The organism is Streptomyces sp. Tu6071, from assembly GCF_000213055.1.
Classification (GTDB): domain Bacteria; phylum Actinomycetota; class Actinomycetes; order Streptomycetales; family Streptomycetaceae; genus Streptomyces; species Streptomyces evansiae.
On sequence record NZ_CM001165.1, the window covers coordinates 1,133,140 to 1,158,786 of the forward strand.

Sequence of the window (25,647 nt, forward strand, 5' to 3'; positions counted from 1 at the left end):
CCTCCGGCCCGCCGCCCGCGCTCAGGCCCCGCCCCGCGCCCTCTCGTCGGCTCGGAACGGCTGTGTCCCGAACTCCCGCATGTCCGCCGCGTAGGGGGCCATGCTCAGCACCCCGCCGTCCACCGCGTGACTGCTGCCGGTCACGAAGCCCGCGTCGTCCGAGGCGACGAAGGCGACGAACTTCGCGATGTCCGCCATCCGCCCGAGCCGGGGAGTCGCGTGGTGCCGGTCCATCATCTCCAGCCACCTCGTCCCGCCGAGCGCGGCGCGCGCCTCGTCGGCCATCGTGATGCCGGGCATCACGGCGACACAGCGGATGTTGTCCTTGCCGTACTTGGCGGCGACGGAGCGGGTCAGCGAGTTGATCCCGGCTTTCGAGGCCCCGTACGCGAAGCGTGTGGGCTCGCCGACGACGCCGGAGCCTGAAGAGATGTTGACGATCACGCCGCCGCCTGTCCGGCGGAAGTGAGGTATCGCGTACTTGCATCCCAGCATCGGGCCCCGCAGGTTGACCTCCAGGCTCAGGTCCCACAGCTCCGCTTCCATCGTGACGAGGTCGTCATCGCCCTGTGACGCGACGGTGGCGGCGGCGTTGTTGACGAGGATGTCGAGGCGGCCGAAACGGCGCGTGGCTTCCTCGGTCATCGCGCGGACGGCGGCCTCGTCCCGTACGTCCGTGCCCGCGGCGTACGCTGTCCCGCCCCTCCGCACGATTTCCTCGGCCCGCGCGGTGGCGGACTCCGCATCGAGGTCGGTGAGGAGGACGGAGGCGCCCCGGGTGGCGAGCTCCGCCGCCGTGGCGGCGCCGATGCCCCCGCCCGCTCCGGTGACGATCGCGACCTTGCCTTGCATGGTGGTTCCCTTCGCTGTGCGAGTACGGGTCCAATCTTCTTCAGAGCGGGGGCGGGCGGCCTCGTCCGCGAGGAGGGCTCGCCGGAACCCGTGTGGGTCGTCCGGCCGACAAGCCATACCCACGCGATTCCGGAGGGGCCGCCACGCTCCCTGAGCGGCTTCCCTACCCTTGAGGAATGGACTGGAGAATTCCGTTTGCCCCCCTCGTCCGCCGTCTGCTCTCGACCGCGGCGCTCGCTACCCTGCTGCTCGTGTGGCTCGCGGACGTGGGACTGCTGCGCGCCGGAGCTGAGCGGGGCGGGGGCGTACCGCTCACCGCTTGGCTCTCCGTTCTGCTGACCGGTCCGCTCGCCGCCTGCGCGCTCCCGGACCACCCACGCCTGCCCGCGCTCACGCTGCGGGTGCGGGCGCTGGGCATCGCGGCGCTCTCGCTCGCGGTGACGCTCGCGGCACCGTGGCAGGGGAGCGCGCCGGCGAACTGGGGGGTCCTGGAGTCCCTGGCGCTGCTCGTCCTCCTGGTACGGGTGTTCGCGGAGGTGCGGGCGCCCGGGCTGCTCGCCGCGGTACTCACGGTGGCATTGCTGCTCCAACCCTTGCGGCTGCGCGATACGGGCGCATTCTTCGGCGGCCTGTACGTGCTCGCGGCGGCGCTCGCCGGGGCCCTCGTCCTGGGCGCCTCGGTCCGGTCCTCGGCGCGGCGCTCGCGGGAGGCGCTGAGCGAGGAACGCAGGGCGCTCGCGCGCGATGTACACGACCTGCTCGGTCACCACGTGACGGGGATCATCGTGCAGGCGCACGCGGCGCTGCGGATCGGGGAGCGGCGCCGCATCGAGGAGACCCTGGAGTCGATCGCGCGCGGCGGCACGGAATCGCTCGACGCGATGCGCGCGCTCGTCCGGGTCCTGCGTGAGGAAACGCCGCGCGAAGCGACCGACCCGCTCACCGAGATCCAGGCCCTCCTGGCCCGCCACGACCCCGTCCCGCACTTCGAGGCGAACCTCGCGGCCCGCTCGGGGCCACTACCGCCCGTACTGAGTGTGCCGTGGTGCGGGAGTCGCTGACGAACGCGCTCCGGCACGCGCCCGGCGCCCCGCTGACCGTCCGCCTCGATGCCGCGCCCGGAACCGTCCACCTGGCCTTGACCAACCCCCAGCCCCCCAAAGCGATCACCAACCCGGCGGGAGGAAGCGGCGGCCACGGACTGGTGGGGCTGCGGGAGCGGGTCACGGCGGCTGGGGGGCGTCTGGAGGCAGGGGTGACGCAGGCGGGTGACTGGCAGGTACAAGTTGACCTTCCACGTCCCTCCTGCGGTTGAACGAGCGGAGCCGCCGGAGGCCGCCCGGCCGAAGTCAGGACCACGCCTGCCACCTCGACGGGCCGCCGCGTCGGCGCCGGGCTGCGGCGCGTTCCCGTAAAGCGTGCCCGATGACGCCTGGAGCAGGCCGAGTGGCCGCCCCTTCCTGCCGGAGACGTCGAGGCCGCGCCCGCCGGTCCGGACCGCCGAGCCCGCCTGCGGCAAGCCCAGGTCGTCGCGGCCGGCCAGCGCCTCGGCAGGCCGCACCGTACGGGCCCTCACCCCGGCGCCATGCCCCCAGGCACCAGGCATTCAGCTCTGGTACGGGGCCACGCCCCCCGACCCGCGCGCGTGTCTTCCCCGCGGCGATGCTGCCGATGTCTTGAGCCTCGCGGAGCACGGCGTCACGAGCCGGGCCCGCGGGCATCGCCCTCACCATCGCCGCGAGCTGACGCACCTCCGCACCCCGCTGCCCGGCCGGCATTTCCGCCGCCAGCCCCTCCCGCGCCGGCTCGGCCCACGCGCGCATCACCGCCTCCTCGTCGCGTCCCCCGCGCCCGTCCACTTCGCCTCCCCGGTAGCTGGGACATCATGTTTTTTCCCTTTATATTTGGATAATGCGCTCGACAAAGGTCATGCCTTCCGCCGCCAAGTCGACGGAGGCCGCGGGATGACGGACTCCGGAAGGCTGGAAGCGCTGCGGCTGGCGGGGCTGACCGCGGCGGCCGACCCCGGCATGGACCGCTTCGCCCGGTTGGTCACGCGGGTTCTGCGCGTTCCGGTGTCCCTGGTCTCGCTGCTGGAGGCCGACCGGCAGGTGTTTCCCGGGATGGTCGGGTTGTCCGGGCTCTGGGCGGCCCGGCGCGAAACCCCCTTGAGCCACTCCTTCTGCCAGCACGTCGTCGCGGACGGCAAGCCGCTGATCCTCAGCGACACCCGGTCGTCTCCCCGCACCTGCGACAGCCTCGCCATCCCCGACCTCCAAGTGATCGCATACGCCGGTATGCCGCTCACCGACGCGGACGGGCAAGTCCTCGGATCGCTCTGCGCCATCGATCACGAGCCTCGCGAGTGGACTGCGGACGAGCTGCGCGATCTCGAGGATCTGACCGCGGCCTGCTCGATGGAGCTGAGGCTGAGGATCGCCTCGGAGCTGATCCAGCGCGACCGCGACCACGCCGGCCTCCTTCTGCGCGCGGCCGTCGAGCTCGCCCACGCCCGCGATCTCACGGATCTGACCCGGCGCCTGCGCCACCTGTTCCAGGGGCCGGCCGAACCCACCTTCGTGGGCCTGCTCCTGGCGGACGGCGGAAAGCTGTGGCGCGTGATCGACCCGGAGGACGTACGGCCGGTGGAGAGCACCATCGACCATCTGGAGTGGGACGCCTGCTTCCCCAGCGCCCTGGCCATGCGCGAGCAACGCGCCGTCTTCGTACCGAACCGTCCCACGCTCCTGCGCGGCTACGGGCCCGAGGCCGTCGCCGGGTACGACTCGCTGGGTCTCGAGTCCGTGATGTGCGTTCCGCTGCCGGACCGGCGCGGTGTCCTGACGTGGTGCTGGTCCCGCCCCCATGTGCTGGCGCCCACGGAGGAGGCCGTCCTCACCACGGTGGCGGGGTACGTGAGCCAAGCGGTGGAGCGTACCCGTTTCGTGGCCGACCGGCTGAGCACCGCGGAGCAACTGCAGGCCGCGATGCTCACCGAGCTGCCGGACGTGCCGGGCCTGGACATGGCGGCCCTGTATCTGCCGGCCGCCGACCAGGACATGGTCGGCGGCGACTGGTACGACGCGTATCCGCTGCCGACGGTGCCGCCGGCGGCCGGGCGCGCCCTGATGGTCTCGATCGGCGATGTCATCGGGCACGACGTCCAGGCCGCCACAGTGATGGGCCAGATCCGCAGCATGCTCCGACAGGCGAGCCTCGACGACCCGGCCCACTCCCCCTCCGCCGCCCTCGACGCGATCGACCGGGCCATCGGCACCCTGCCCCTGGGTCTGGGTGTCACGGCGGTCCACGCCCGCCTCGACCTCGACGATGGCCAGTGGCGGCTGACCTGGTCCAACGCCGGACACCCGCCGCCGCTGCTGTACACCCCGGAAAGGGGCGTCTCCTCCCTGGGCGACCACGATCTGCTCCTCCTCGGCACATCGGGGGACGACCCGTCCCGCCACGACCACACGCGCCATCTTCCGCCGGGCAGTGTGCTCCTCCTCTACACCGACGGCCTGGTCGAACGCCGCGACGCGGACATCGACATCGGCACCGCCCGCACGACTGCCGTGCTCGCCCGCCATCGCGACAAACCCCTGCCCCTCCTCCTGGAAGCCCTCTCCGAGGGCCTGGCGGACATCCCGCAACGGGACGACGTGGCAGTACTCGCCGTCCGAGTCACCCGGACGGAACCATGACGGAACACCGGCCCCCGACAGCGCGGACCTCACGCACCGTTACCCGTGCCTCAGCCATCCGCAGCTGAAAAAGCCGGCTGTCGCGACTCCCCGTGCTACTGCTCCGGCCATGGCATTCGGGAAACGCGGGTGCGACAGCATCGGCGTCCTCAGGTGACGGCGACAACATCCTCGTGCAGCTCCACCGGGTGGTGGACGGCACCGGACCGGGCGCGTCACACGGCTTCCCCAGCCATGGCCCTCACGCCCTTTCCCGTGACGGGCGCTCGGTCCGTTCCCGCCGGAGCGCACTCCTCTCTCTGCCCGCGGGGGGGCAGAACGGGCAGAAAACGGGCTCCGCCTGTGGTCCTCGATTGGTTTGCCAAGTGGGAACCAGGGCACGGCAGAAGGTACGGTCCTTCTCATGACGCATGGGGTTCTCGGACACGGGCGGGAGTGGCATCGCCGGGACGGGCCCGCGAGGCGCTCGTATTCGGTGGCGGTTGAACCCGTAGCGCCATGACGTGAACACAGCGCCGTGAAGGTCCGCACGGGTGGCCTCCCCGAGCTCCTGCGAGCAGCGTTCGCTTCCCCCTCCCCCACTTCTCGGGCGCCGTCTCGACCGCGTCCGGAGCAGTCCGACAGGTGGACCATGCACATAGCCCTCTCCCCCCAGGCGCGACCCGCGGATCACCGCGCGGGGACGGCCTGGGCCCGGCGGCAGCGGCTCTTCACCGGCCGGGTCGCCGAACTGCAGCTGCTGCGGGACTCGCTGCTCGGCACGCCGCCGGGCTGCCAGGTCCTCTGGCTGCACGGGATGGCCGGTGTGGGCAAGAGCACGCTGCTGCGGCTCTTCGTCGCGGAAGCGCGGGAGTCGGGCAAGGCAGTGCGCTTCGTGGACATGCGCAGTACGGCGCCGACGCCGAAAGGTTTCCTCAGCGCGCTGCGGGCCCCCGGCGGGCCGGAGGATCCCGAACTGCTCGTCATCGACTCCGCGGAGCTGCTCGGCCCGCTGGAGTCGTGGCTCCGGGACGTCTATCTGCCGGGACTGCCCGCCGAGCGTCCGGTTCTGGTAGGTGCCCGGCGCCCTCCCTCGGCCGAGTGGCGCACCGATCCTCAGTGGTGGGACATGCTGCACACCGCCGTACTCGGCCCGATGAGCGACACCGAAGCGGAAGCGCTGCTGCGTGACCGAGGTGTGCCCGATTCCTCGGTTGCCTCGCTGACACGGGCCGCGTGCGGGCTTCCCCTGGCGCTCGCGCTCTTCGCCGAGGCCCGCCAGCAGGCCGAGACCGAGGGAACGGGCCCGATCGGCCCGCTGGAGGAGTCACCCGAGCTGGTGGGCGAACTGCTGCGCCTCCTGCTGCGCGAGAGCCCCACCCCTGACAGAAGCGACGCCCTCGCGGTTCTCGCCCTGGCTCGTGTCACGACCGAGGAACTCATACGGCACACGCTCGGCGTGGGGTTGGCGGAGGCTCACGCGCTGGGGAACTGGCTGCGGGACCTCTCCTTCGTACGGAGCACCGCCGAGGGACTCGTGCCACACCCGCTTGTGCGCCGGACGCTGCTCGCGGACCTGCGCTGGCGGGGGCTGGAGAGGTACGAGCGTCTGCACCGTTCACTGCACGCGCACCTGACGGAGCGGCTGACGCGGCGCACCGGCGGACGCTGGGCGCTCGGGGCGGGCCTGACCCACCTGGGCAGCCTCAGCCGTGCGGTGCGGGAAGCCGTGGACTGGGAGGGGTCCGACCGGCTCCACCTGCGCTCGGCCCGCCCCGACGACAAGGACGCGGTCCTCCGTGCCATCGGCACCGAACACGGCGCGGCGGCAGCCGCGACGGCGGGCGCCTGGTGGGAGCGGCAGCCGTCCGCGTTCTCGATCGCCGAGGAGGGCGGAGTCCTCGCCGGCGTCCTCTGCGCCCCCTGGCTGGAGGCTGGGGCGACGGGGCTGCCCGACGACCCGGTCGCGGAGGCGGCGCTGACCCGTACACGGGAACGGGCCCCGCTGCGACGGGGTGAGCGGATACTCCTCGCCCGGTGGAGTACGGGCTCCCCGGCCGCGACGGCCTTCGCACTGACCACGTTGTGGGCCGGGGTGCCGCGACTCGCGGTGAGCTGGACCTGCGTCCCCGTGCGGCAGACAGGGTTGGCCACGCTCCTCGCTCTGTACGGGCAGCGGGCCGAGGCCCCGGTGAGTAACGGGCAGGGCGAGGTCGTTCTCCTGTACGCGCAGGACTGGCGCGGTACGGGTTTCGCCGCGTGGGCGGGTACTTTGTGCGAGCGGCTGCTCACCGACGACCCGACGGCGCTGAGTGCCCCGTCGAGCGACCCTTCGCAGACCGAGATGCCCTGGCCGGCTTTCGCGGAGGCCGTCAAGGACGCCTACCGCAACGCGCGGGACCCGCGGCTGCTCGCCGACAGTCCCCTGCTGGCGACACGTCTGGTGCCGCCGGGAGGAGACGCGGTGGCGCTGCGAGGGGCGCTCGTGGAGGCCGTGCGTCGGCTGCCCGAGTACACGGGGCAGCCGCAACTCGGCGAAATCCTGGAGATCACGTACCTGGGCGAGCGGCGCAGTCAGCGGGCGGCGGCCAGCCGTGCGCGGCTCTCCTTCAGCACCTACCGGCGCCGCCACGCGGAGGCACTGGCGAAGGCCGCGGAGCTCCTGCGCGAGCGGATGCTGTACGGAGTCGGGGTCCGGTGAACAGACCGTGGGACCACGGACGTCGAGGCCCCCCGCCCGCCCCGGCGTGCGCCCCGTGGGGCACGCCGTGTGAGGCGTGGCCGGACGGCAGGTGGTGCGCGGCAGTCCGGCACGGAGAACAAGCGGCCGGGCGGCCATCGGGAACTGGAAGCATCGTTGACTTGGGGACGAACGTTGAGCGACACGGAACAGGACGACACGAAACGACGGCAGCGGGCACGCTTCGTCGACGCGCTGACCAAGACCGCCCAGCAGCCGGGGGACCGCTCCCGGGTGGGCACGAAGGTCGCGGGGGCGGCGGCCGTGCTCGCGCTCGCCGCCGGAGCCACGATGGGCATCGGCGCCTGGCGCAGTTACCAGTCCGATCAGGACTCGAAGGAGAAGCTGGCTCTGAAGGAGGCCGCGCAGCAGCGGCGAATCGTCCCCTCCTCGCCTTCCGCCTCGGCCTCGGCGAGCGAGAAGCCCGCGGAGAAGGCGAGGACGGCCGAGGCGCCGGCGGCAGGGAGCGGTGCCGCAGTCGTCGCGGCACCGACGCGCGAGGCGGCGCCCTCCCCCTCCTCCTCGCCGACAGCCGAGGACTCCCCCTCACCGACAGCCGCGAAGAAATCGGACAGCACGGTCAACCGCCTGCTGGCAGCGGGGCATTCCCGCGTGCTCCTCAAGAACGTGAAGAGCGGCATGTGCGCCGACATCAGCGGCTACGGCGCGGGCAAGGTCAACGGGTACGTCATGCAGTACTACTGCGACGGGAGCGCCAAGGACAACCAGCTGTGGAGCATGGTCGTACGGCGCGCGGGCAAGGGACCGGGCGGTGCCGACCTCGTCTCCTTCATCAACGTCAAGGACGATCTGTGCATCGACCTGCCCGGCTACAAGGGGCTCTCGCCCGGCTGGGGCCTCGTCGAGGGGGTCTGCAACACCGCGACCGCCGACAACCAGGAGTGGTGGCTCGACCCTGCGGGTGGGGGCACGGTGCGCATCCGCAACCTGGCGAGCGGCAATCTGTGCATGGAGGTCAAGGACGACTCCACGCAACGCGCCGCCCGGCTCCAGCTCGACAAGTGCGGCACTGACGCCGACAGCCGCTGGATCGTGCTGAGTTGAGCGCGGGTCGGGCGGACTGAGCGGAGCCACCCTCTCCGTACGGGCCCGGCTGGGGAGTTCCCCGGCCGGGCCCTTCGCACGTCCTGCTCCGGACGGGCCGTGCTCACCTTCCCCGAGGACCTGGTGTCAGGGTGTCCAGCGGGAAGCCGGAACCGCCCGTCAGCTCCGCGCAGCGGTCGGCACTCAGGCGTCCCGCGAGGCCCGCGAGACTCTGCCACGCCCGCTGCGCCAGGGCGCGGTGTTCGCGCTGCTCCTGCCGCAGGCGGCGAAGCTCCTCCACGACGGCGTCGAGGGAACGCGCGGCCTCTCCCCGTCTCTGGACGGCCCTCCGGTGGTCCTCCCGGAGCTCCTGGAGAGCGAGCCGGCTGGATTCGGTGATTCCCTCGGCGGCCCTCAGCTCGGCCTGCAGGCTTTCCAGCCTTTCGGTGAGACGGGCGACCTCCGCGCGGCTCGCCCGCAGTGCGCCCTCGCTGCTTCCCCACGCGCGCAACGCCTCGCGCTGTAGCTGCTCGGCGGCGCGCAGGGCGTCGACGGCGGCGTCCGGCGCGGGGGTACCGTCCGGCGCGGGGACGGCGGCCGCACGCGCGCGGAGGACCCGCTCGTCCGACGCGCGGAGGGACTCCTCGGCCTCCTCCACCTCGGTCTCAGCCGTGGCGACAGCCCGGAGCCCCTCGGTGAGTCGTCCCGCGGTGTCCCCGCGCCGGGTGCGTGCGCCGTTCTCGGCGGACTGTGCTTCTTCGTAGGAGGTGCGTGCCGCCTCCACGCGGATGCGCAGTCGCTCGCTCTCGCCCTCGGTCCGCGCGACGTTCGCGCGCAGGCCGTCGAGGCGGGCCTCCAGAGGCTGCTGCTCCGCCAGGGCCATCGCCTCCGCCTCGGTCTCGGCGGTGTAGGTGCTGCCGGCCGTTCGCAGTTCCTCCCATCCCTCCCGCGTCGTAGCGGTCACGTCCGAGAGCGAACCATCGGGTTCGATCGGCCAGAATCGCAGCCCGGTAGCGCCGCGTACGGCGAGTTCCACCCGGCGGTGGGCGATCTCCGCGACGCGAATGCCCACGTAGAGGGCCCTGCCGAGAACGGAACCGTCCGGGTCTTCGCCGACATCCACCCACAGCTGCGCACCGTCCGGCTCCGGTGCGAGCCCGGAGGCGAGCAGGCGGGGAAGCTCGGTGACCGGCTCCCGGATCCAGGCGCGGGAGTCGGCCGCCTCGTGCCGTGGGGCGGCGACAGCCTCCTCCCGCCCTGTGGCGGGCGAAGGGCGCTGCCGACGCAGCAGCACGTCCATGTCGTACGCCCAGGGCTGGGAGGGTTCGCTGACGACCCCGTAGCCGAGCAGGTCGCGTTCCCCCGCGCGCAGGGTCACACTGCCGGTCACATAGCGGATGCCCCGCGGCCCCGTGACGGTGACGACAGCGTCGGCGTGCGCGAGGTGTGTGTAGGTGTCCCCTGCCGAGGCGGTGCCGGTCTTGACCCGGTACTGGCCGCCGGTGGTCACATTGCTGTCGGTGCTCCGTGTGACGGGCTGCGCCGAGAACAGGGGCTGGCTGCCACCGGGCACGTGCCTGTTGCCGCGATCGGCACTGAGCGCGAAGCGCTGGCCCAGTTCGAGGCCCTGGCTGCTGCTCGCGGTGCTCACGTCGACTCGCGTGCTGTTCCGGGCGCTGTCCGCGGCGACATCGGATGCGGCAGGCGTGAAGGGCCGCGGGTCGTAGACATCCACCTGGAGCGAGACGTGCGAGGCGTTGTCCGTCGAGAGGGGCCAGCTGCCGGGCATTCTGGGGTGGAGGCCGGCCGCCGTGCCGGGGGCGGTGAGCGCCGCTCCGCGTCCGGCGTGGGCGAGTTCGGTGAGGCGCGCGTTGGCCGCGTCAGGGTTGCTGTCAGCCGTCAGGCCCCAGTGCCCCTCGACACCGGGCGCGACGGCGCGAATCGCCTCGGCCAGCTCCGGGAAGGCGTTGAAATGGCTGAGCGGAGTGGTCCCGGTGGGGACGAACCGCGGGTGGGTCCGCAGCGTACGGGACGCCTCCGCTCCTTCGACGGCGGCCGGCGCCAGGCGCGGGTCCTCCTCGTTCACGCGCGGGCGCAGCGGCGTCCACTCGACGCCGGTCGGTGCCGTTCCCTCGCCGGCGGAACGGACGCGGGTGTCGGCCGAGGCGAAACGGAGCGCCACGTCGGCCGGGACGGTGGACTCCTGAGGGGGCACCCCGCGCAGGAAGCCATCCAGGACGGCTTCGAGGAGGGGGCGCTCGCCGCGGTGCGCCACGGCGGTCAGACTCCCGCCGAGCAGCCCGCCCAGCAGCTCGAAGACGTCCGTGGAGATGAGGGTGGTGCGTACCGAAGCGGTCAGGCGGTAGCCGACCCGGTCGAAGTCCGCGACGCTGTCGGTGCGCTGCCAGAAACGCTCGTCGGCGGTGTGGTCGGAGCGGCGGGTCAGCGCGTGGGTGCGGCTCGCGGAGGGCAGTGCCGACCAGCGGTCGATGTAGCGGGAACGCCCTCGCGGAGCACGCAGGCCGAGGTCGAGCAGGCCGGTGACGACACGCGAGACGGTGTCGCTCTCGATCGTGTTCCCCGGAGCGTGCGTGGACTGCTGCTCGACCCCTGTCTTCTCCGCACCGGGACGTCCCCGGACTTCGCGCAGGGCAGGAGTCTGGGCCTCGGTCTCGGCTACGAGCGTCAGCTCGACCAGGCGGGCGTCGGCCCGTGCCCCGTAGCGGAACCACAGGCTGACGGAGCCGCGCGCCACGAGGGCGCGCAGTCCCGGCGAGGCGGTGAGGTCCGCGATGCGGGAGGCGACGCCCGGCAGGTGTGCGATGTGGCCGGGGCGGGTGACGCCCGGAGCCACGCGCTCCACCAGTCGCGCCGCTTCCCGTCCCAGACGGTCACGGCTCAGCCTGCGCGTGATCGCGTCGTCGAGGGGGGTGACGGCCAGAACGGCCCCGAAGCCGGGCGTCCGGGTGCGGGCGAAGTCGTCGGGCGGTGACACGGTCGTCTCCGGGACGGCCGGGAGGTCGATGCCCTCTATTCCTGTGAACCAGCGTGCTTCCCGGAGGAGTTGTGTCGGGGAGAGCCGGAACTGGACGGCGCCGGGCAGATCGATGGCGAGGGTGATGTCCTGCTCGCTGCCGATGCCGACGGCGTTGCCCAGGACGTTGGCAGTGCCGCGCCGGACGGTGAGCAGCAGGGTGAGGTCCGTCGTGACGAGGTGCTGTCCCGCGCCTTCCGTGCCACCGCGTGTGGTGGCACTGGTGGCGGCGATGTCGTCGAAGTGCTCGTCCCGGTGTGCGCGCGAGAGCGTACCTGCCACGTTGCCCTGGATGATCCGGGCCACCGTGCCCTGCGGCGTCGGGCGGGGGGCGGCGCGCAGAGCGGTCAGCTCGGCGTTGCCGGTCACGGCGCTGCTCCGGGTGCGTCGCGTGGTGGCGAGGTCCGTCGCGTTGACGTCGCTCTGGCCCGAGACGGGGAAGGTGCTCCGCACCGCCGGGTGGTGCAGGTAGCCCTCCACGTCCACGGCGAGGTGACGGTCGGCGCCGAGGCCGGGCAGGACGATTCCTTCCGCGGTGTAGACACCGTTGAGGATCTGATGGGCCCGCGCGAGGAGGCTCGCCACGCGGACCTGCTGGTAGGCACTCTCGTTGGCGAAGGCGCCCCAGTCGCGCGGGTCCTGACCGGCGAGGTGGGCGACGGCCGAGGAGACGACCGGCAGGACGGCGGCCCCGCGGGAGGCGGCCGCGGTCACGCGGCCGAAGACGCCGGGGGCGGGCCGTCCCGGGTAGGTCTCGGCGGCGACGAGACGCAGGGCCTCCTGGATCGCTTCGGTGGCACGGAAGATGTCGGCGGTGGCGTCGTCGGGCAGCCTGGTGATGCCGGGCAGCGGATTGCCCTCGGCGTCGACGAGGCCGAGCCGGAAGCGGTCGTTGTCCTGACCGGGACCGGTGCGGGGCGCGCGGATCGTGTAAGCGGGCACCTCCGGCACCTCCCGCGGTGCGGCGGGAGCCTCGGTGCCGGTGGTGGTGGCGCTGCCGGTGGCCGGGGCCCGGCCGGGGTCCGGTTCCGTCCGGTGGTGCGTGACCGCGAGCCGGACGGTCGCGGTCACGGTGCCGGGCGGCGCCTGGACCGGTGGGGGAGCCTCGGTCTCATCGGCGCTGTCGGCGAGATCCTCCTCGGTGCGCGGCTCCTCGGTGTCTTCCGCGCCGGTGGTCGCCGGGCGCGGTGCGAGTGTCCTCAGCGGGGCGGTCTCCGTGCCGGGCGGGACATCGAGGCCCGGCACGTCCTCCTCGGGATCCGTGGCGACGGTGATCCGCTCCAGGGGCTCGGCCCGCGGCGCCGGGGGCTCCGCGAATCGGGCGACCGGCTCCGGCGACGTGCCTTCGTAGAGGTCGAGTGCCACGCGGGCGGGTACGGAGAAGATCTCCGTACCGTCACTGGGGTTGCCCACCGCTTGCTCGGTCGCGATGGCGGAGCCGCTGGACGCGGCGTGGGCCCATGTCCGGTTCGCGACACCGTCGAAACCGTAGTCCACGGACCAGTTTCCGGCCGGCTGGCGGGGGCCACCGCCGAATCCGGCGCCTCCGCCGAACGCGGTGGAACGTTCCCGGGTCCCACGCGCTTCGTGCGAGCCGGTGGCGGTCGTGCCGATGCCCGGTAGTCGCAGCTCGTGGCGGGCGGCGGGAGCCCCCGCGTCTCCGGCGCGCGGCACTCGGTCGCGGGTGACGCCCAGACGCAGTTCGGCCCGGGTGGTGCCGGCTGTCGTGGGCAGTTCGAGCCACAGCGACCGCCCGCCCTCGACCGCGTCCGGCAGGGCCGCGGCACGGCCGATGCGGGAACGCAGTTGCTCGAAGCGCTGGAGGTTGGTCAGCTGGGCACGGGCGCGCCTGTCCTGGAGCCGTCCCTCCCACACCTGGTGTGCGAGCGGCGGCAGGTAGCGCAGCTCCCGCAGCCGCGTCTCGGCGCGATCGAAGATCTCGTCCACGCCCTCGAGGGCGAGTGGCACAGCGGTGTAGCCGATGGCGGCGAGTGCGTCGAGGTGGGCCGGCAGGACGCGGGCCTCCTCGTCCGTGGGCGGGGCTCCCGCGGCGGTCTCCTCCGGCAGCAGCCGCAGTTGGACGCTCTCCCCGCCGCGTTCGACCCGCACAGGGCCCTGCGTCCCGCCTCCGGCGCGCAGGAGGGTGAACTCGTAGACGACGGCGGCGGGGGTCAGCAACTGCCCGCTGGAGGCCGTGAGTCCGTGCATCAGTCCGGCCTTGGACGTGGTGCTGAACGTGTCCCCCGACTGCCAGGACCCCAGGAACTTGGCGTATACCCGGCCGCCCCAGCGATCCTCGGCGCCGGGATGACCGGCCGCCGTGCTGGGGGTGAAGGTGGGGGCCACGTTGACTGTCAGGCCGGCACCGCTGACCGAGCGCGCCGTGCGCTCGGTGCCCGTGGTGTGCGTGAACCGGAGTTCGAGCGACTTGTCCCCGTCGGCTGTCTGGGCGGTGGGCTCGCCGGGTGTGACGACGGCACGCACGCGGAGGAGGCCCAGAGCCGTTCCCTCGTCGTCGGTGAGGAGCGGGGACATGACGCCGCGGTCGCGTTGCAGGTGCAGGGAGCCCCTGTTCATCTGCTCGTCGAGGAAGCCCTCCAGAGCGTGGCGTGATCCCTCGCCGAGGGCGCGCAGCCCGGGGAGTTGCGGGTGCTCGATGATCTGTGCGGGGCGCAGGTCGGTGTCCAGGACGTCGTCGATGCCCCACAGCGGGAAGGTGTCGAGTCCCGCGGCGCGCGGCAGCGGCGCCGCCGTCCCCTCCGCGCCGATCCGGTTGCCCGGGAACCAGAGGTGCATGGGCCCGTGGACGTGTTCCGGGCCCCAGCCTTCGGCGCTGTCCGCCGCGCCGTCCACACGGACCTGCCAGACGCCGTCGAAGCGCACGGCGCCGGCGTCGTCGCCCGCCCGCTGGAGGACCTTGACCGAAAGGCTCTCGCTGAGGCCGACGTTGAGCGTGCGCTGACGCATGGTCACGTTGGGCGTCACCGTCACGGCGATCCAGCGGACCGGGCCCGAGGCGGGCTGGGGCAATGCGACGTAGGGCAGTGAGAAGGTGCGCGAAGTGCCGGAGCCCTGCGTCGAGGTGAGAGCCTGGACGCCCTCGCTCTGCCGTTCCAGGCGGCGGGTGCGCGGCAGGTTCCGGGTGATGCCGGTGCGCGGGTCCGGGCGCGGGGTGGTGAGGCGCAGCCGTATGTCCACCGTGTGCGTGACCTCACCGACGCGTACCGTCATGCGATGGCCTCTGCTGCCACGGATCCGGGGCAGGTTCTCGGCGATCTCGGCGGAGCCCAGCGTCTCGTTCAGGTGTGCGCGCACCGTCTCCCGCGTGTCGTCGGCGTCCATCGGCAGCGCGGCCACGATCTGGCCGCGCAGGCCGCTCAGCACCTCGGCGGAGGGGAGCTCCCAGGCCACGAAGCCGACCGAGCCGTCGTGGCGCGCTCCGTAAGCCTGGATGTACGGCGAGAAGGCGGGCAGCGTTCCGGTGATCTCCGTCGTGGCAGGCGTCTCGGTGGTCTCCGTGGTGGCGGCCTCCTCACGAGGCCCGGTACGGGTTTCCGTCTCCTCCGCGGCGGCTTCCTCAGCAGGCGGGACGTGGGTCCTTCCGCTCGTGGCCTCCTCGGAGGGGCGAGATGTTCCGGCCTCGGTGGGAGTTCTCCCCTCCGTCGCTCGCGTCGACGTCCGGGTTCCCGGCGCGGTGCCGGCAGCTGCCGGCGCCACCTCCCGCGCGGGGATGACTCGTGGGGCGGCGCCCGGGGCGGGGGCGGCTTCCTCCGGGCGCGGGAGGGGTGCGGTGCCGGCCGGGTGCAGCGGCGCGGGCACGGGCCGGGGATCGATCCCGAAGAAGGTCTCGGGCACCGTCGGTGCGGGGGACGGCTTTGCCGGGGCGGGGCGCACGGCAGGCGGAGGCGGCGTGGTCCGGGCCGCTTCGCGGGCGGCGCCCGCGCGTTCCGTGGCGACCCACCGCGAGGTGTGCGGGGCGGGGTCCGGGGTGTGCAACAGGACGACCTCGCGTCCCTCGCGCGGGCCCGCGGCCCAGGCCCGGCCGTCGGGCAGCAGCACGACGACGCGGAGGCCGAGCACGGGCCCGGCCACCGCGAGAGCGAGCCACTCGGAGGCGGCCGGGCCGGTACCCGTCCGCATTCCGGCCACGAGCGCGTCCGGCTCGGCGCCGGGCAGCAGCGGAACGCCGGGGTGAGGGCCCTCGGCAGGCAGCGCGAGCGTACGCCGCGCCTCGGGCAGCGCGAGTTCCGCGGCCAGTTCGTCCGCGAAGCGTTCCCTCAGCTCGCTCGGGGTCACGGGCCGTTCGCCTCGTGCGAGCGCGGAGGTCTCGGCCGGGGCGACTGCGGTGAGCAGGTGTGTCGTCGTGTCGCCGGTGGGGAGGATGTGCACGGGTGTCAGTCCGCGCTCCTCCAGGTAGGCGTCCGGCGTCACGCGCGCCGGGGCCTCCCGGCCCGGAGCGGGGGGCTCGTCCTTCCGCGCAGGGGCGGGGGACTCGCCTCCCCTTGCGGTAGCGGGGACTTCACGCACCGTCGCGGGTACACCGGTGACCCGTTCCGCCACGGGACGCGATCCGTCCCGTGGCGGAGTCTCCGTCCCGGTGACGCCGTCCTCTTCCGGTGCGGGAGGTGTGGTGGCCGCCTCGTGCTCCTCGACCCGGCGGCTCATCTCCTCGTACATGCGCACGATGTCGGCGACGCGGCCGCTGCCCGCCGGCGTCTCACGGGACGGCGCCGGGGGGGTGGGCGGGGCCAGCAGAGCTTCTTCCGACGAGTGGGCCGCCGGGTGGTCGGGCGCCGGGGGCGCCTGCCGGACGTCCTCGTCCCGGGACGGGGCGGGCAGGCGCAACGTGCCGGTGTTCGCGGCGTCCAGCACGGCGCGCAGCGTGTCGGGGTTCACCGGCCCGGGCTCGGCGCCGGACCGCGACGCCTCGGCGTGGGTGAGGACTTCGAGTTCCCGCCACCCGAGCGGGCCGGCCCCCTGCGACAGGCGCAGCCTCTCCAGCGTGCCGAAGCCGGTGAGGAGGGGCAGGAACTCGTCCTGGCGCTCCGGGCGCGTGTCGATGTCGAACCCCTGGACGAGACGCAGCGCGCGGATCCAGCGCAGGACGCGTGTGGTGCGCCGCGCCGTGTCCGCCGCCATCCCGGCGAGGTCGGCGAACGCGTCCAGCCGCCGGCTGTCCGGCTCGGGAAGGAACTGGTACCACGAGTACCGGGGCCGTGCCGGGTCGTCCGTCTTGACGACGCGTGGCGGATTATCGCCATGCGCCTCCTCGATGGCGACGGCGGCGTCCGAAGCGAGCACGGGGTGTCCGGTCCGGTTGGCGACCTCCTGGGCCGCCGCCGGGCGCGTGAGCGGGTCGGCGCCCGGTCGCACCATGGCGATCTCGCACCACAGAAGCCACAGTGGTACGTCCGGCGCGAGCCGTCGCACGCTGGGCCGCCGAGCGAGCACGCCGCCGAGTTCGCGCGCCGGGACGGCGTGGTTGGCACCCGTGCCGCGGCGGGGCAGGACGACACGGCCGCGTTCGCCGTGGCCGATGGACACGTAGGAACCGGAGAGGCCGCGCGGCAGGAGGAGCAGTGGGCCCGAGGCACCGCTGGTGAGACCGGGGATCGGCTCCAGGTCGTCGTAGTAGTAGAGCATCTCGGAGACGTGGCGCAGCGCCTCCTCACGACGGGCGACATCGGCCTCGTCGAGGTGCGCGCGCCCGGCCAGTTCCTGCCCGTCCGCCGTGAGGATTGGGTAGGAGGACAGGTCCTCGTCGGCGAACATCGTGGCGTCGGCCGCCTGGATCGTCGATCCGGGCCCGGGGACGAGGCCGGGGTCCGCGGGGACCCAGAGGCCCACGGGGGTCATCTCGCCGTCCGCGACGGGGGGGAAGGCGAAGGCCCGGATTCCTTCGGCGACGGGCTGGAGCCGGTAGGGCCTGGTGACGCCCCACGCGCGCGTCCCGGCCGCGTCCGCGACGAGCCGGGTCAGCACCTCCGAGGTGTCGCGGGGACGGGGCCCGACACCCACCACGACGGCGGCGTTCGGGTCGCGCCTCGGGTCGGCACCGACGAGCGCGGCGAACTCGGCCTCGTCGAGTGTGACCGTGTCGCCATTCCCGACGGCGACCAGGACGTCTCCGCCCTCCTCGTCGCGCTCGGCGACGGCCACGTGCGGGCGGGTTCCGCTCCAGGGGCCGCGAGCGGTGTGCAGGCGGTTGTCCTCCCCCGGCGCGAGGACGCTGTCCGCGTCCAGGACCAGCCCCGTACGGCCGGTGAAGTTGCGGCCGAGGAAGGTGCCGGAGGCGTCGGTGAGCACCGACGCGGGCCCGAAGGCGCCCATCCTTCCCACACGGTAGGCGACGAGGGAGGGCAGGTCGCCGGACCAGCCCGCGCGCGCCGCGCTGGAGACGGTCTGCAACGCCTCCATACGCTGCTGGGGTCCGACCTCCTGTCCCGGGGCCACGCGCAGGAGGCGCCGGACGACCGAGTCGAAGTCGAAGGGGGTCCCGGTGAGACGGGGGGTGGCCTGGTGGGCGCCGACGAGCGTGTGCAGGGCGGTGTAGAGACCCGGGAACTGACCGCTGGCCTCGACGCCCTCGCCGAAGGCGCGCCGCAGCACTCCGGCCATCCTGGGATCGATGGCGGCCCGCGCGGCGGAGCCGTCGCCGGTCGGCGGGGCGGGATGCCAGGCGGTGCCTTCGGTACCGCCACGCGGTGTGAGGGGGTGAGCGACTACCGCGGAGGAGTCCGGGAGGGGTGTCGGGGAGGGGGTCTCTTCGACGCGTGTCCAAAAGGCCCGGAAGGCGCTGAGGACGAGCGGATTGTCGAGGCCGCCGCGTGCGGCGGGACGGCCGGGACCGTAAAGGCGCTGGAGGAGGGGCAGGAGGGCGGAATCGTGTCGCTCGACCCAGTCGGCGCCGTTGTTGCGGCGGGCCCCGGAGAGTTCGTCGATCCCGGCGTTCGCGGCGTGGTAGGCGGTCGTGAGCTGGGCGAAGTACTCGTGCGGGTCCGAGGACGAATAGTTGGGGAAGGCTCCGTCGGGCCAGTGAACGGTCTCACCTGCGGCCTGGGCGGCGCGCTTGGCGTGGAAGACGTCCTCGATCCGCTGCCGGTCGGCCGGATCAAGGACGGACTCGACGGCGTGGGCCCACTCGTGGCGTGCGCTGGAGTAGCCGTCCGCGTAGGTACCCGCACCGTGGACCGCGGCGGGTTCACCGAGCAGATTCTCCTCCGGCACGCCCGCACGCCCGCGGGCGTAGCCGCCTCGCGCCGTGCGCAGCGAGCGACCGTCGGAGCCCCGCAGGCCGCGGAAGGCATCGACATCGGTGAAAGGAACGTCGCGGGGCACGACGAGCAGGTGACGGCCCGTGGTGAGCAGCGCCTCGGCCACATCGGCGTCGGCGGTCATCTCCTCGACCAGACGCCGCGCCTCCGCGCGCGCCTCCTCCGGGTCGTGGACACCGTCGGGCACCACGACGAGCCAATCGGCGGCCAGTTCCCGGAATGCGGCGTCATCCAGCCTCTCGCGCATGGCCCGCACGAGCCCGGGATCGGCGACCAGACGGGACCTGTCACCCGGTGCGAGCGCCCCCAGCCGCGCGTCGCGCTCCGACGCGCTCAGGCCGGGAAGGGTGTCGGCCAGTTCCGCCAGGGTTGCGGGCAGTACTCTCCCCGTCCCTGGCGCGGGGACCGGCACCGGCCCCGAACGCGGTGTCTCGGTCGCGGGAACGCGGCGCGGCCGGTCGAGCACCGGCGCCGGGGGCGCGGGGTAGGCGGCATAGCCGACCGGCGGCAGGCCGCGCACCGCGCGGGCCTCGTTGTAGGTTTCCAGCGCCACCCCGGCCAGGGTGTCCGACTGTTCGAGAACATCGTCATCACGAGAGTCGACAGGCGCGTAGGAGCGGACCTCCACCCGCACGGCCGCCGGCACGATGCGCGGACGCCCCCAGCCGTCGGGGTTGCTGTCGAGGGTGTCGAAGTTCGAGCGGACCACGTGCGATTCGTACTGGTCCACGGGGCGGGCGGGACTCTCCCGGAGCAAGTTGTCCAGGTACTCGCCGAGGGTGGGCCGCGGGCCCAGACCGACGTCCCGCAAGCGCTGCGTCAGCGGATCGCCGTCATAGCCCAGAGCGGAGCCCATCACCCCCGCCAGAGTCGCGGCCTGGTGCTCGAGGAAGGCGCGGGGCGCGGCACCGAGAGAGGCACGGACCGCGGCCAGCGACTCGCGCGAGGTCGCCGCCGTCCAGTCCTTGGGATAGTTCGTCCTGGGCTGACGACCGCGGAAGGCCGAGGCCACCTGCGCGTACCCCAGGGTGAGAGCACCCACGAGATCCGCCATGTCGGACGCCGTGGCCGCCTCCGCCCACTCGGGGTACGTCCGCAGCCACTCGGCGAACCGGCTACCACCAGCCTCGCCCACGAGGAGAGCCTGACGGCCGTCCTCGTGCGCGGCCGTCAGGACGGGCCCGGCGGCCGGACGCATACGGCCCAGCACATGCCGCAACAAGGCGGGATAGCCAGCCACTGGCACGGCCACGGTGTGGTGCACCAGGATCTGGGTGGAGGGGTGCTCCTGGAGCCACAACTCCTCCGCTTCCATGTCGACGGTGTAACCGTGCGAAGCGGGGAAAAGCGCCGGGAAACGAGCAGTACGGGGCGCGTGCGCGATGCGGTGCAAGGCGTCCAGGAACGCCGTCGCCACCGCTCGCGGCTCCGCGCGTCCGTCGTCCTGGCCGCCCGCGAGGGCACGAGCCGGGCGCGAGACGATCTCCAGGACGGCATGCTCGCCCACGTGATCGATGGTGATGTCGAGCAAGCCGTCCACACTCACCAGCGTGCCGAGCGCGCGATGGTCCACGTCACGCGGCACGGCCACACGCATGAGGTGCACCTCGGCCTCGAAGCCTCGCGCCGGAGCGAAACCCTCGACCTGGGGGGTGTGTTCCGGCGACGGCAGCAGCGGTGCGGCACTCCTCTGCCCCAGGTCGCGCGGCGAGCGTCGGCGGGATGATCCCGCCGCACCCGCCGCCGGCTGCGCCGAGCGCTCCTCGATCTCCCGCCGAAGACGCCTGACCGCCTCGTCGCGCGAACTCCTTCCACTCTTCGTCGCCCGCCACTCGGCGATCCTGTGCGTCACACGGTCGCGCAGTGCCGCCTCGTTCGGGCCACCCCAGCCTTCCTGGAGACGCCGCACCGCGCGATCGACCGCGCGCAGTTCCTCGGAACGACGCCCGCCACCCGAACGCTGCACCCACTCCCGAATGATCCCGGGGACCCGGCCGGACGAAGAGGACTGCCCGGGTGCCTGCGGGGCGAGCCGCACCGATTCGTCGGCGGCGGCGCCGACGGGCCGCTGCCCCGCAGCAGCCTGCGCTCCCGTGTGCGGAAGTGGCGGCGGGGGGGCCGGGGTCGCTTCCCGCACAGGGGAAACGGGCCCGGTCGGTGCGGCGTCCCGCTCTCCGGCGGGCTCGCCGCGCGAGGGGTCCGCCGTCTCGACGGATTCGGTGCGCGAGGTATCCGGCTGGTCTTCCACGGGCGCCCTGTTCGCCGCGTTCGAGGTGTGCCGGGTGGGGCCGGCTGTCGCGGGATAGGTGACCACCGGCACGCCGCCGACCGGCTCGTCGGCGGGTTCTTCCCTGCCCGGAGCGGGCTTCACCACGGCCGGGACGGCCTCGTACGCGGGCGATGCCGGCTTGGCCGTCGCAGGGACCGTGTCGTCTACCGCGCCCCTTGGTCCGGCCCCGGAACGGGTCGCCGGTTCTGCGGTGTCCCGCCGCCGGGTGGTGGGTTCCTCCGGGGCGGGCACGGCGCGAGCGGGGGCTTCCCGAGAAGCCTCCTCGCGCGCGGGCTCTCCTCCCCCGCGCCGCTGGGCTTCGACGCCGGCACGCTCGGGGGAGATCGCGGGCAGGCCGGTGCCCGACGCCCCCGCGTCCTCTCCGTTCGTGGCGACGGGCGACGGCGTGCGGGACGTGTCGTCGGTGATCCTCGCGGTCGCGAGCTCCTCGACCCGCTGGTCGAAACGTTCCCGGAAACGTGCGATGTCCCCGCCCGGGGCCCACGCCCGCTCCGCCTGCTTCGCCCAACCACCGGCCTCCGCCGACGACATACCGTGACGCTCGGCGAATCGACGGACGAGATCGCTCCACTGCTCGGGGGAACGGTTCGCCACCCGGTCTTCGATCGCGTGGTCCAGCAAGCGGCTCGCCACGCTCTCCTCGACGCGCTGCCACCCGCGTGCGTCGCCCTCCATGCGCGCTTCGCGATACGCCGCGCCGAACCGCGCCGCCTCCCGCGCGTCGAGGCCCTGCCCCCGGGCGTGCCGCTCCATCGCCCTGCCCCACTCGTCCGGCGACATCCCCGCGATCCGCTCGCGCTGACCCGTCTCGGTGGCGGGACTCCGCACGGCCTCCTGTGCGTGCGTCTCCCTCGTGGCGGACGCCGAGGGCTTTGCCGGGACGTGCTCCTCGTACACCTCGTCGCGGGCGCGACCGGACACGCCCTGGCCGTCCTTCAAGAGACCGTGGTCCCGCAGCATTCCCTCGTACACGCCGTGCCCGGACGGCAGCGCCGAAACGCCCTCCTCCTTGGTCGGCTGGGGAGCCGGACGGCTCGTGACAGGCGCCGCGCTCGTCGGCTCGTCCCTCGCCGGAGGCGTCGTCGCGCCCGCCGTGCCCTCGTGCCTCTTCGCCCCCAGCTCCTCGACCCGCTGATCGAAACGCTCCCGGAAACGCCCGAGGTCCCCACCCGCGGCCCACGCCCGCTCCCCCTGCTTCGCCCAACCACCGGCCTCCGCCGACGACATACCGTTGCGCTCGGCATGACGCCGGACGACATCACCGAACTGCTCCGGCGTACGGTTCGCCACCCGCTCCGCGATCTCCCGATCCACCCCCGACCGGTCCCCGCCCGAACCGGGCCGGAGGGTGGGGGCCGGGTCATCGGTCCGACCGGGCGCGGGGGGAGGCGTCTCCTCGCCCGCCTCCCGCCGCGCGGTGCCGGACGGCGTGCCGTGGTCCCGGGCGGGCGGGGGCACATCGGAGGAGTCGTTCCGCCCGGCCGAGTCCGGACCGCTCTCGCGGGCCGGAGCGGCGGGGGGCCCCGTCTCCCCGTCCCTGGCCCCGTGGACCTGGTCCCACAGGGCGTCACGCTTGTGCTTGCCGAGTGAGTCGAGCCAGTCGGGGACGGACGGGCGCTCGCGTTCCGCGACCGTCACCCGTCCGTTTCCGGGTCGTTCGGTGACGGGAGCGCCACCGCCCGGGGATCGCCGCGAGACGTCGCCGTGCCCGTCGCCGTCGGACCGTCCGCTTCGGTCGAGGCCGTCGCCGCCGGACCGGTCGTCGCGACCGGCCCGGCCGTCGCGGCCACCGTACGCGTCGTCGCCGTCGTCACCGTAACCGGTACGCGAGGTGCGTGGGCCATTGCCGCCACCACCGTTCTCACCCCGGCCCGCGCCACCGGCTTCGGGCGCTCCGCCGGAGCGTGAGCCGTCCGGGAGCGTGTCACCGTGAGCGGCCCCGCCGCGGCCGTCGCCGCCGTTCCCCGGCCGGTCAACGGGCTTGGGGAGCGGGGACGAGGAGGTGCCGTCCTGGGCGGAGGGATGCGGAGTCCGATGGTCGCTCGTGCTGTGCGCCTGCTGCTCCGCACGGGACTCACGGAGGGCGTCGAACCAGGCGGTGGCCGCCTTGTTCTCAGCCGGGGAGTCGCCGGTGGCCCGCGCCCGCACCCAGTCGTCGTGCAACTCCCGGGTCCTGGCGGCGGACAACCCGCTGCCGCGGGCGTCCTCCCACATGGCGTCCAGGCGGCGCCGGCTCCAGCCGGGACTCTCCTTGAGCGGAGGGGCGCCATGGCGCTCCTGACCGGGGTACGGCTCACCCGGACGGTTCTGTCCGTCGCCGTCCCTGCCACGGCCGCCGGTGTTCTGACGGCCATGACCGTCCCTGTCACCGCCGCCGGTACCCCGTCCGTCCCCCGGCCGCGGGGCCGCCGAGGAGGAGGTGTCGTCCTGCCCGTGCGTCCTCGGCGGGCGGTGGTCGCGCATACCGTTCAGCTGCTTCTCGACGCGCGCGTCGGCGACGGCGTCGAACCAGGCGGAAGCGGCCTTGTTCTCGGCCGCCTTGTCACCGGAGACACGGGCGTCGGCCCAGTCGTCGTACAGGGCGCGAGTCCTGGACTCGGACAGGCCGCTGTCGCGGGCGTCCTCCCACATCCGGTCGACGCGTCGCCGGCTCCACCCCGGGCTCTCCCGCAAGGGAGTGGAGCCCGAGCCGTCCGTGTCCGAGCCGCGCCGGTCGCCACGAGGCGGCGGAGCGGAGTGCGATTCATGGCCGTCACCGGTCCGCGATGTCCCGGTGACGGGCCGCTCGCCGGCCGGGGGCTGCTGGGTCCGTCCGTCCGCGTCGGGACGGCGCGCCGGCGGCGGCGCGACCGGCTGGTCTCCCGGCGCGGGACGGGAAGCCCGCGGAACGGCGTCGCCCGGTCCCGTCTCGGTCGTGTCGCGGGAGCCGCCGCCCGGTACGGGAGTGTTCCGACGCTCGCCGCCGGTCCCGGCGGACTGCCGTGAGGGATCGTCCACTCCCCCGGGCTCACCACTCCGATTCGCCGGCGGCTGGGCGAGATGGTCCGAGCTGTCTCCCGTACGCACTCGCTCGGCCGGATTGCCGTGCGCGGGCGGCTTCGGCACCGCGCCCTGGTCGCCGATCCGCTCGGAGTGACCGCCCGCGGGCGCGCGCTGGGCGGAGCGGTTCGTGTCATCGTCGCGGCTGTTCGTCCCCCCGGGGCGTTCGGCCGCGGGCGGCGCGGTGCCGAGCGAGTCGGCACCGCGCCCGCCGGCACGTGGCGGCGTACTGTTCTGCGCCCCCTCGCCGCCCGGCGCCTGCCTGGCGGGTTCGGTCACCGGAGGAGCGGTACGCGTCCCCTGGTTCCCGACAGGCTCCCGGGACGAGGAGGTGCCGCGACGCGGCACGTCGTTCTGGACGCGGTCGCCGGAGCCGGCAGGCGCCCGCCCTCCCGGGTCGCGGGCCGGGGGCCCGGCATGGCTCACGCCGTGTTCGGAGGTGGCGGGCGGGGGCACCGCGCGGGTGTCCTGTCCGTTGCCTCCCGGCCCGGAGCGGTCCCCGTGCGGGCCCGTGTTCTCCGCGACGCGGTTCACGGGGACAGGCCGCGACTGGCTCCCGCCCTCGGGCGTCCCGTCCGGGGTGCTCTGTCGGGGGGCCGTCGTGGGCGGGGGCGTGGAACGCGTTCCCTCTCCCCCCGTGCGCTCGCCACCGGAGTACGAGCCGTTCCGGATCTCGGCCTTATTGGTGAGCGGGGCGGGCGTGCCGGTGGCGCGCCCGGCGCCTTCGGCGCGCGCTGCGGGCGGTGGGGGCATCCCGACATCGTGCGTGCGGTTCCCGCCGGCCGGGCCGCTGCTGGTGGGTGCCGAGTCGTTGACGGAGACGCCGCCCTTGACAGGAGGTGGAGTTCCGCCGGAGCCGGCCGGGGACTCGTTGCCGCCGCGCCTGGTCTGCGGGGGCGGTGGGTTGAAGGTGTTGTCCTTGCCGCCTCCTACGACCGAGTCGGCGTCGCCGGTGCGGTCCGTCTTCGGGACCGGAGGGGTCTTCACGGGCGGGCTCCCGGCGGGGACGCCACCGGGCGACCCGGGTTTCGGCACGCCGTGGTATCCCCCGAGGCCTCCCGCGATCCCGCCGAAGCCGCCACCGATACCGAGTGTCAGCGCCTCGGCACCCCAGTCGATGTCGTAGTCCGTGTGCGCGATCGCGGCTCCTGCCGCGCCGACCCCCAGATCGAACGCGAGCCCGGACGCGGACCCGATCACGGCGCCGCCGATCGAACCGACCACGGCGCTGCCGATCGGGCCGAGGCGTCCCGCCATGGAGGCGATGACCGGGATGAGCCGGGCGATGAGCTGCCCGATCATGGCGAGCACGCTCTCCAGGAGCGGCCCCAGGTAGAAGAAGACCGCACCGAGGAGGGCACCGAGGATGTCGGCCCACATCATCGCGTTGAGCTTCTTCGCGTACTCCTCGGCCGCCTCGTGCAGCTTGTCGGCGTACCGGTTGATCGTCTGCCCGACGGTCCAGGCGGTCTCGATCGCGTCGTCCAGGTTCTTGGCGGTCGCGTCCGTCCAGGCGAGCCGGGCCCCGTTGCCCGCCGCCCCCGTCCACGTCATGCCGGCCACGTCCGAGTCGACCGCGGTCCGGCGCTCGTGGAGTTCGTCCCCCAGCTTGATCCAGGCGTTGCCGAGGGCGTAGATGTCCTCGAGCTTGATGGTGTTGAGTACCGAATCCGCGGAAGCCATGGGAGCGC

Annotated in this window: 6 protein-coding genes; 4 read left to right on the forward strand and 2 right to left on the reverse strand. The window is 73.7% G+C overall.

Annotated features, from left to right (window positions below):
• Nucleotides 1-21: 21 nt before the first annotated feature.
• Complete coding sequence (locus tag STTU_RS04790) at nt 22-852, reverse strand: SDR family NAD(P)-dependent oxidoreductase (RefSeq protein ID WP_007820348.1); 831 nt, start codon at nt 850-852, stop codon at nt 22-24.
• 176 nt (nt 853-1,028) lie between these two features.
• Between STTU_RS04790 and STTU_RS04795 the strand changes: the two genes are divergently transcribed.
• From STTU_RS04795 to STTU_RS04810, 4 genes are all read left to right on the forward strand, one after another.
• The gene (locus STTU_RS04795) at nt 1,029-1,913 is read left to right on the forward strand and encodes a histidine kinase dimerization/phosphoacceptor domain-containing protein (protein ID WP_007820349.1); all 885 of its coding nucleotides are present in this window, start codon (nt 1,029-1,031) and stop codon (nt 1,911-1,913) included.
• Nucleotides 1,914-2,816: 903 nt separating this feature from the next.
• Nucleotides 2,817-4,556: a GAF domain-containing SpoIIE family protein phosphatase gene (locus STTU_RS04800; RefSeq protein ID WP_043254166.1), complete on the forward strand. Its 1,740-nt coding sequence runs from the start codon at nt 2,817-2,819 to the stop codon at nt 4,554-4,556.
• Nucleotides 4,557-5,187: 631 nt separating this feature from the next.
• Nucleotides 5,188-7,236, forward strand: coding sequence for an ATP-binding protein (locus STTU_RS04805; RefSeq protein ID WP_043254168.1), 2,049 nt, complete (start codon nt 5,188-5,190; stop codon nt 7,234-7,236).
• A 174-nt stretch (nt 7,237-7,410) separates the two neighbouring features.
• Nucleotides 7,411-8,340, forward strand: coding sequence for an RICIN domain-containing protein (locus tag STTU_RS04810; RefSeq protein ID WP_007820353.1), 930 nt, complete (start codon nt 7,411-7,413; stop codon nt 8,338-8,340).
• 103 nt (nt 8,341-8,443) lie between these two features.
• Here STTU_RS04810 and STTU_RS04815 read toward each other — a convergent pair whose 3' ends face one another.
• A complete protein-coding gene (locus STTU_RS04815; RefSeq protein WP_007820354.1) occupies nt 8,444-25,639 on the reverse strand; it encodes a hypothetical protein in 17,196 nt (5,731 codons plus the stop codon).
• Nucleotides 25,640-25,647: the final 8 nt, after the last annotated feature.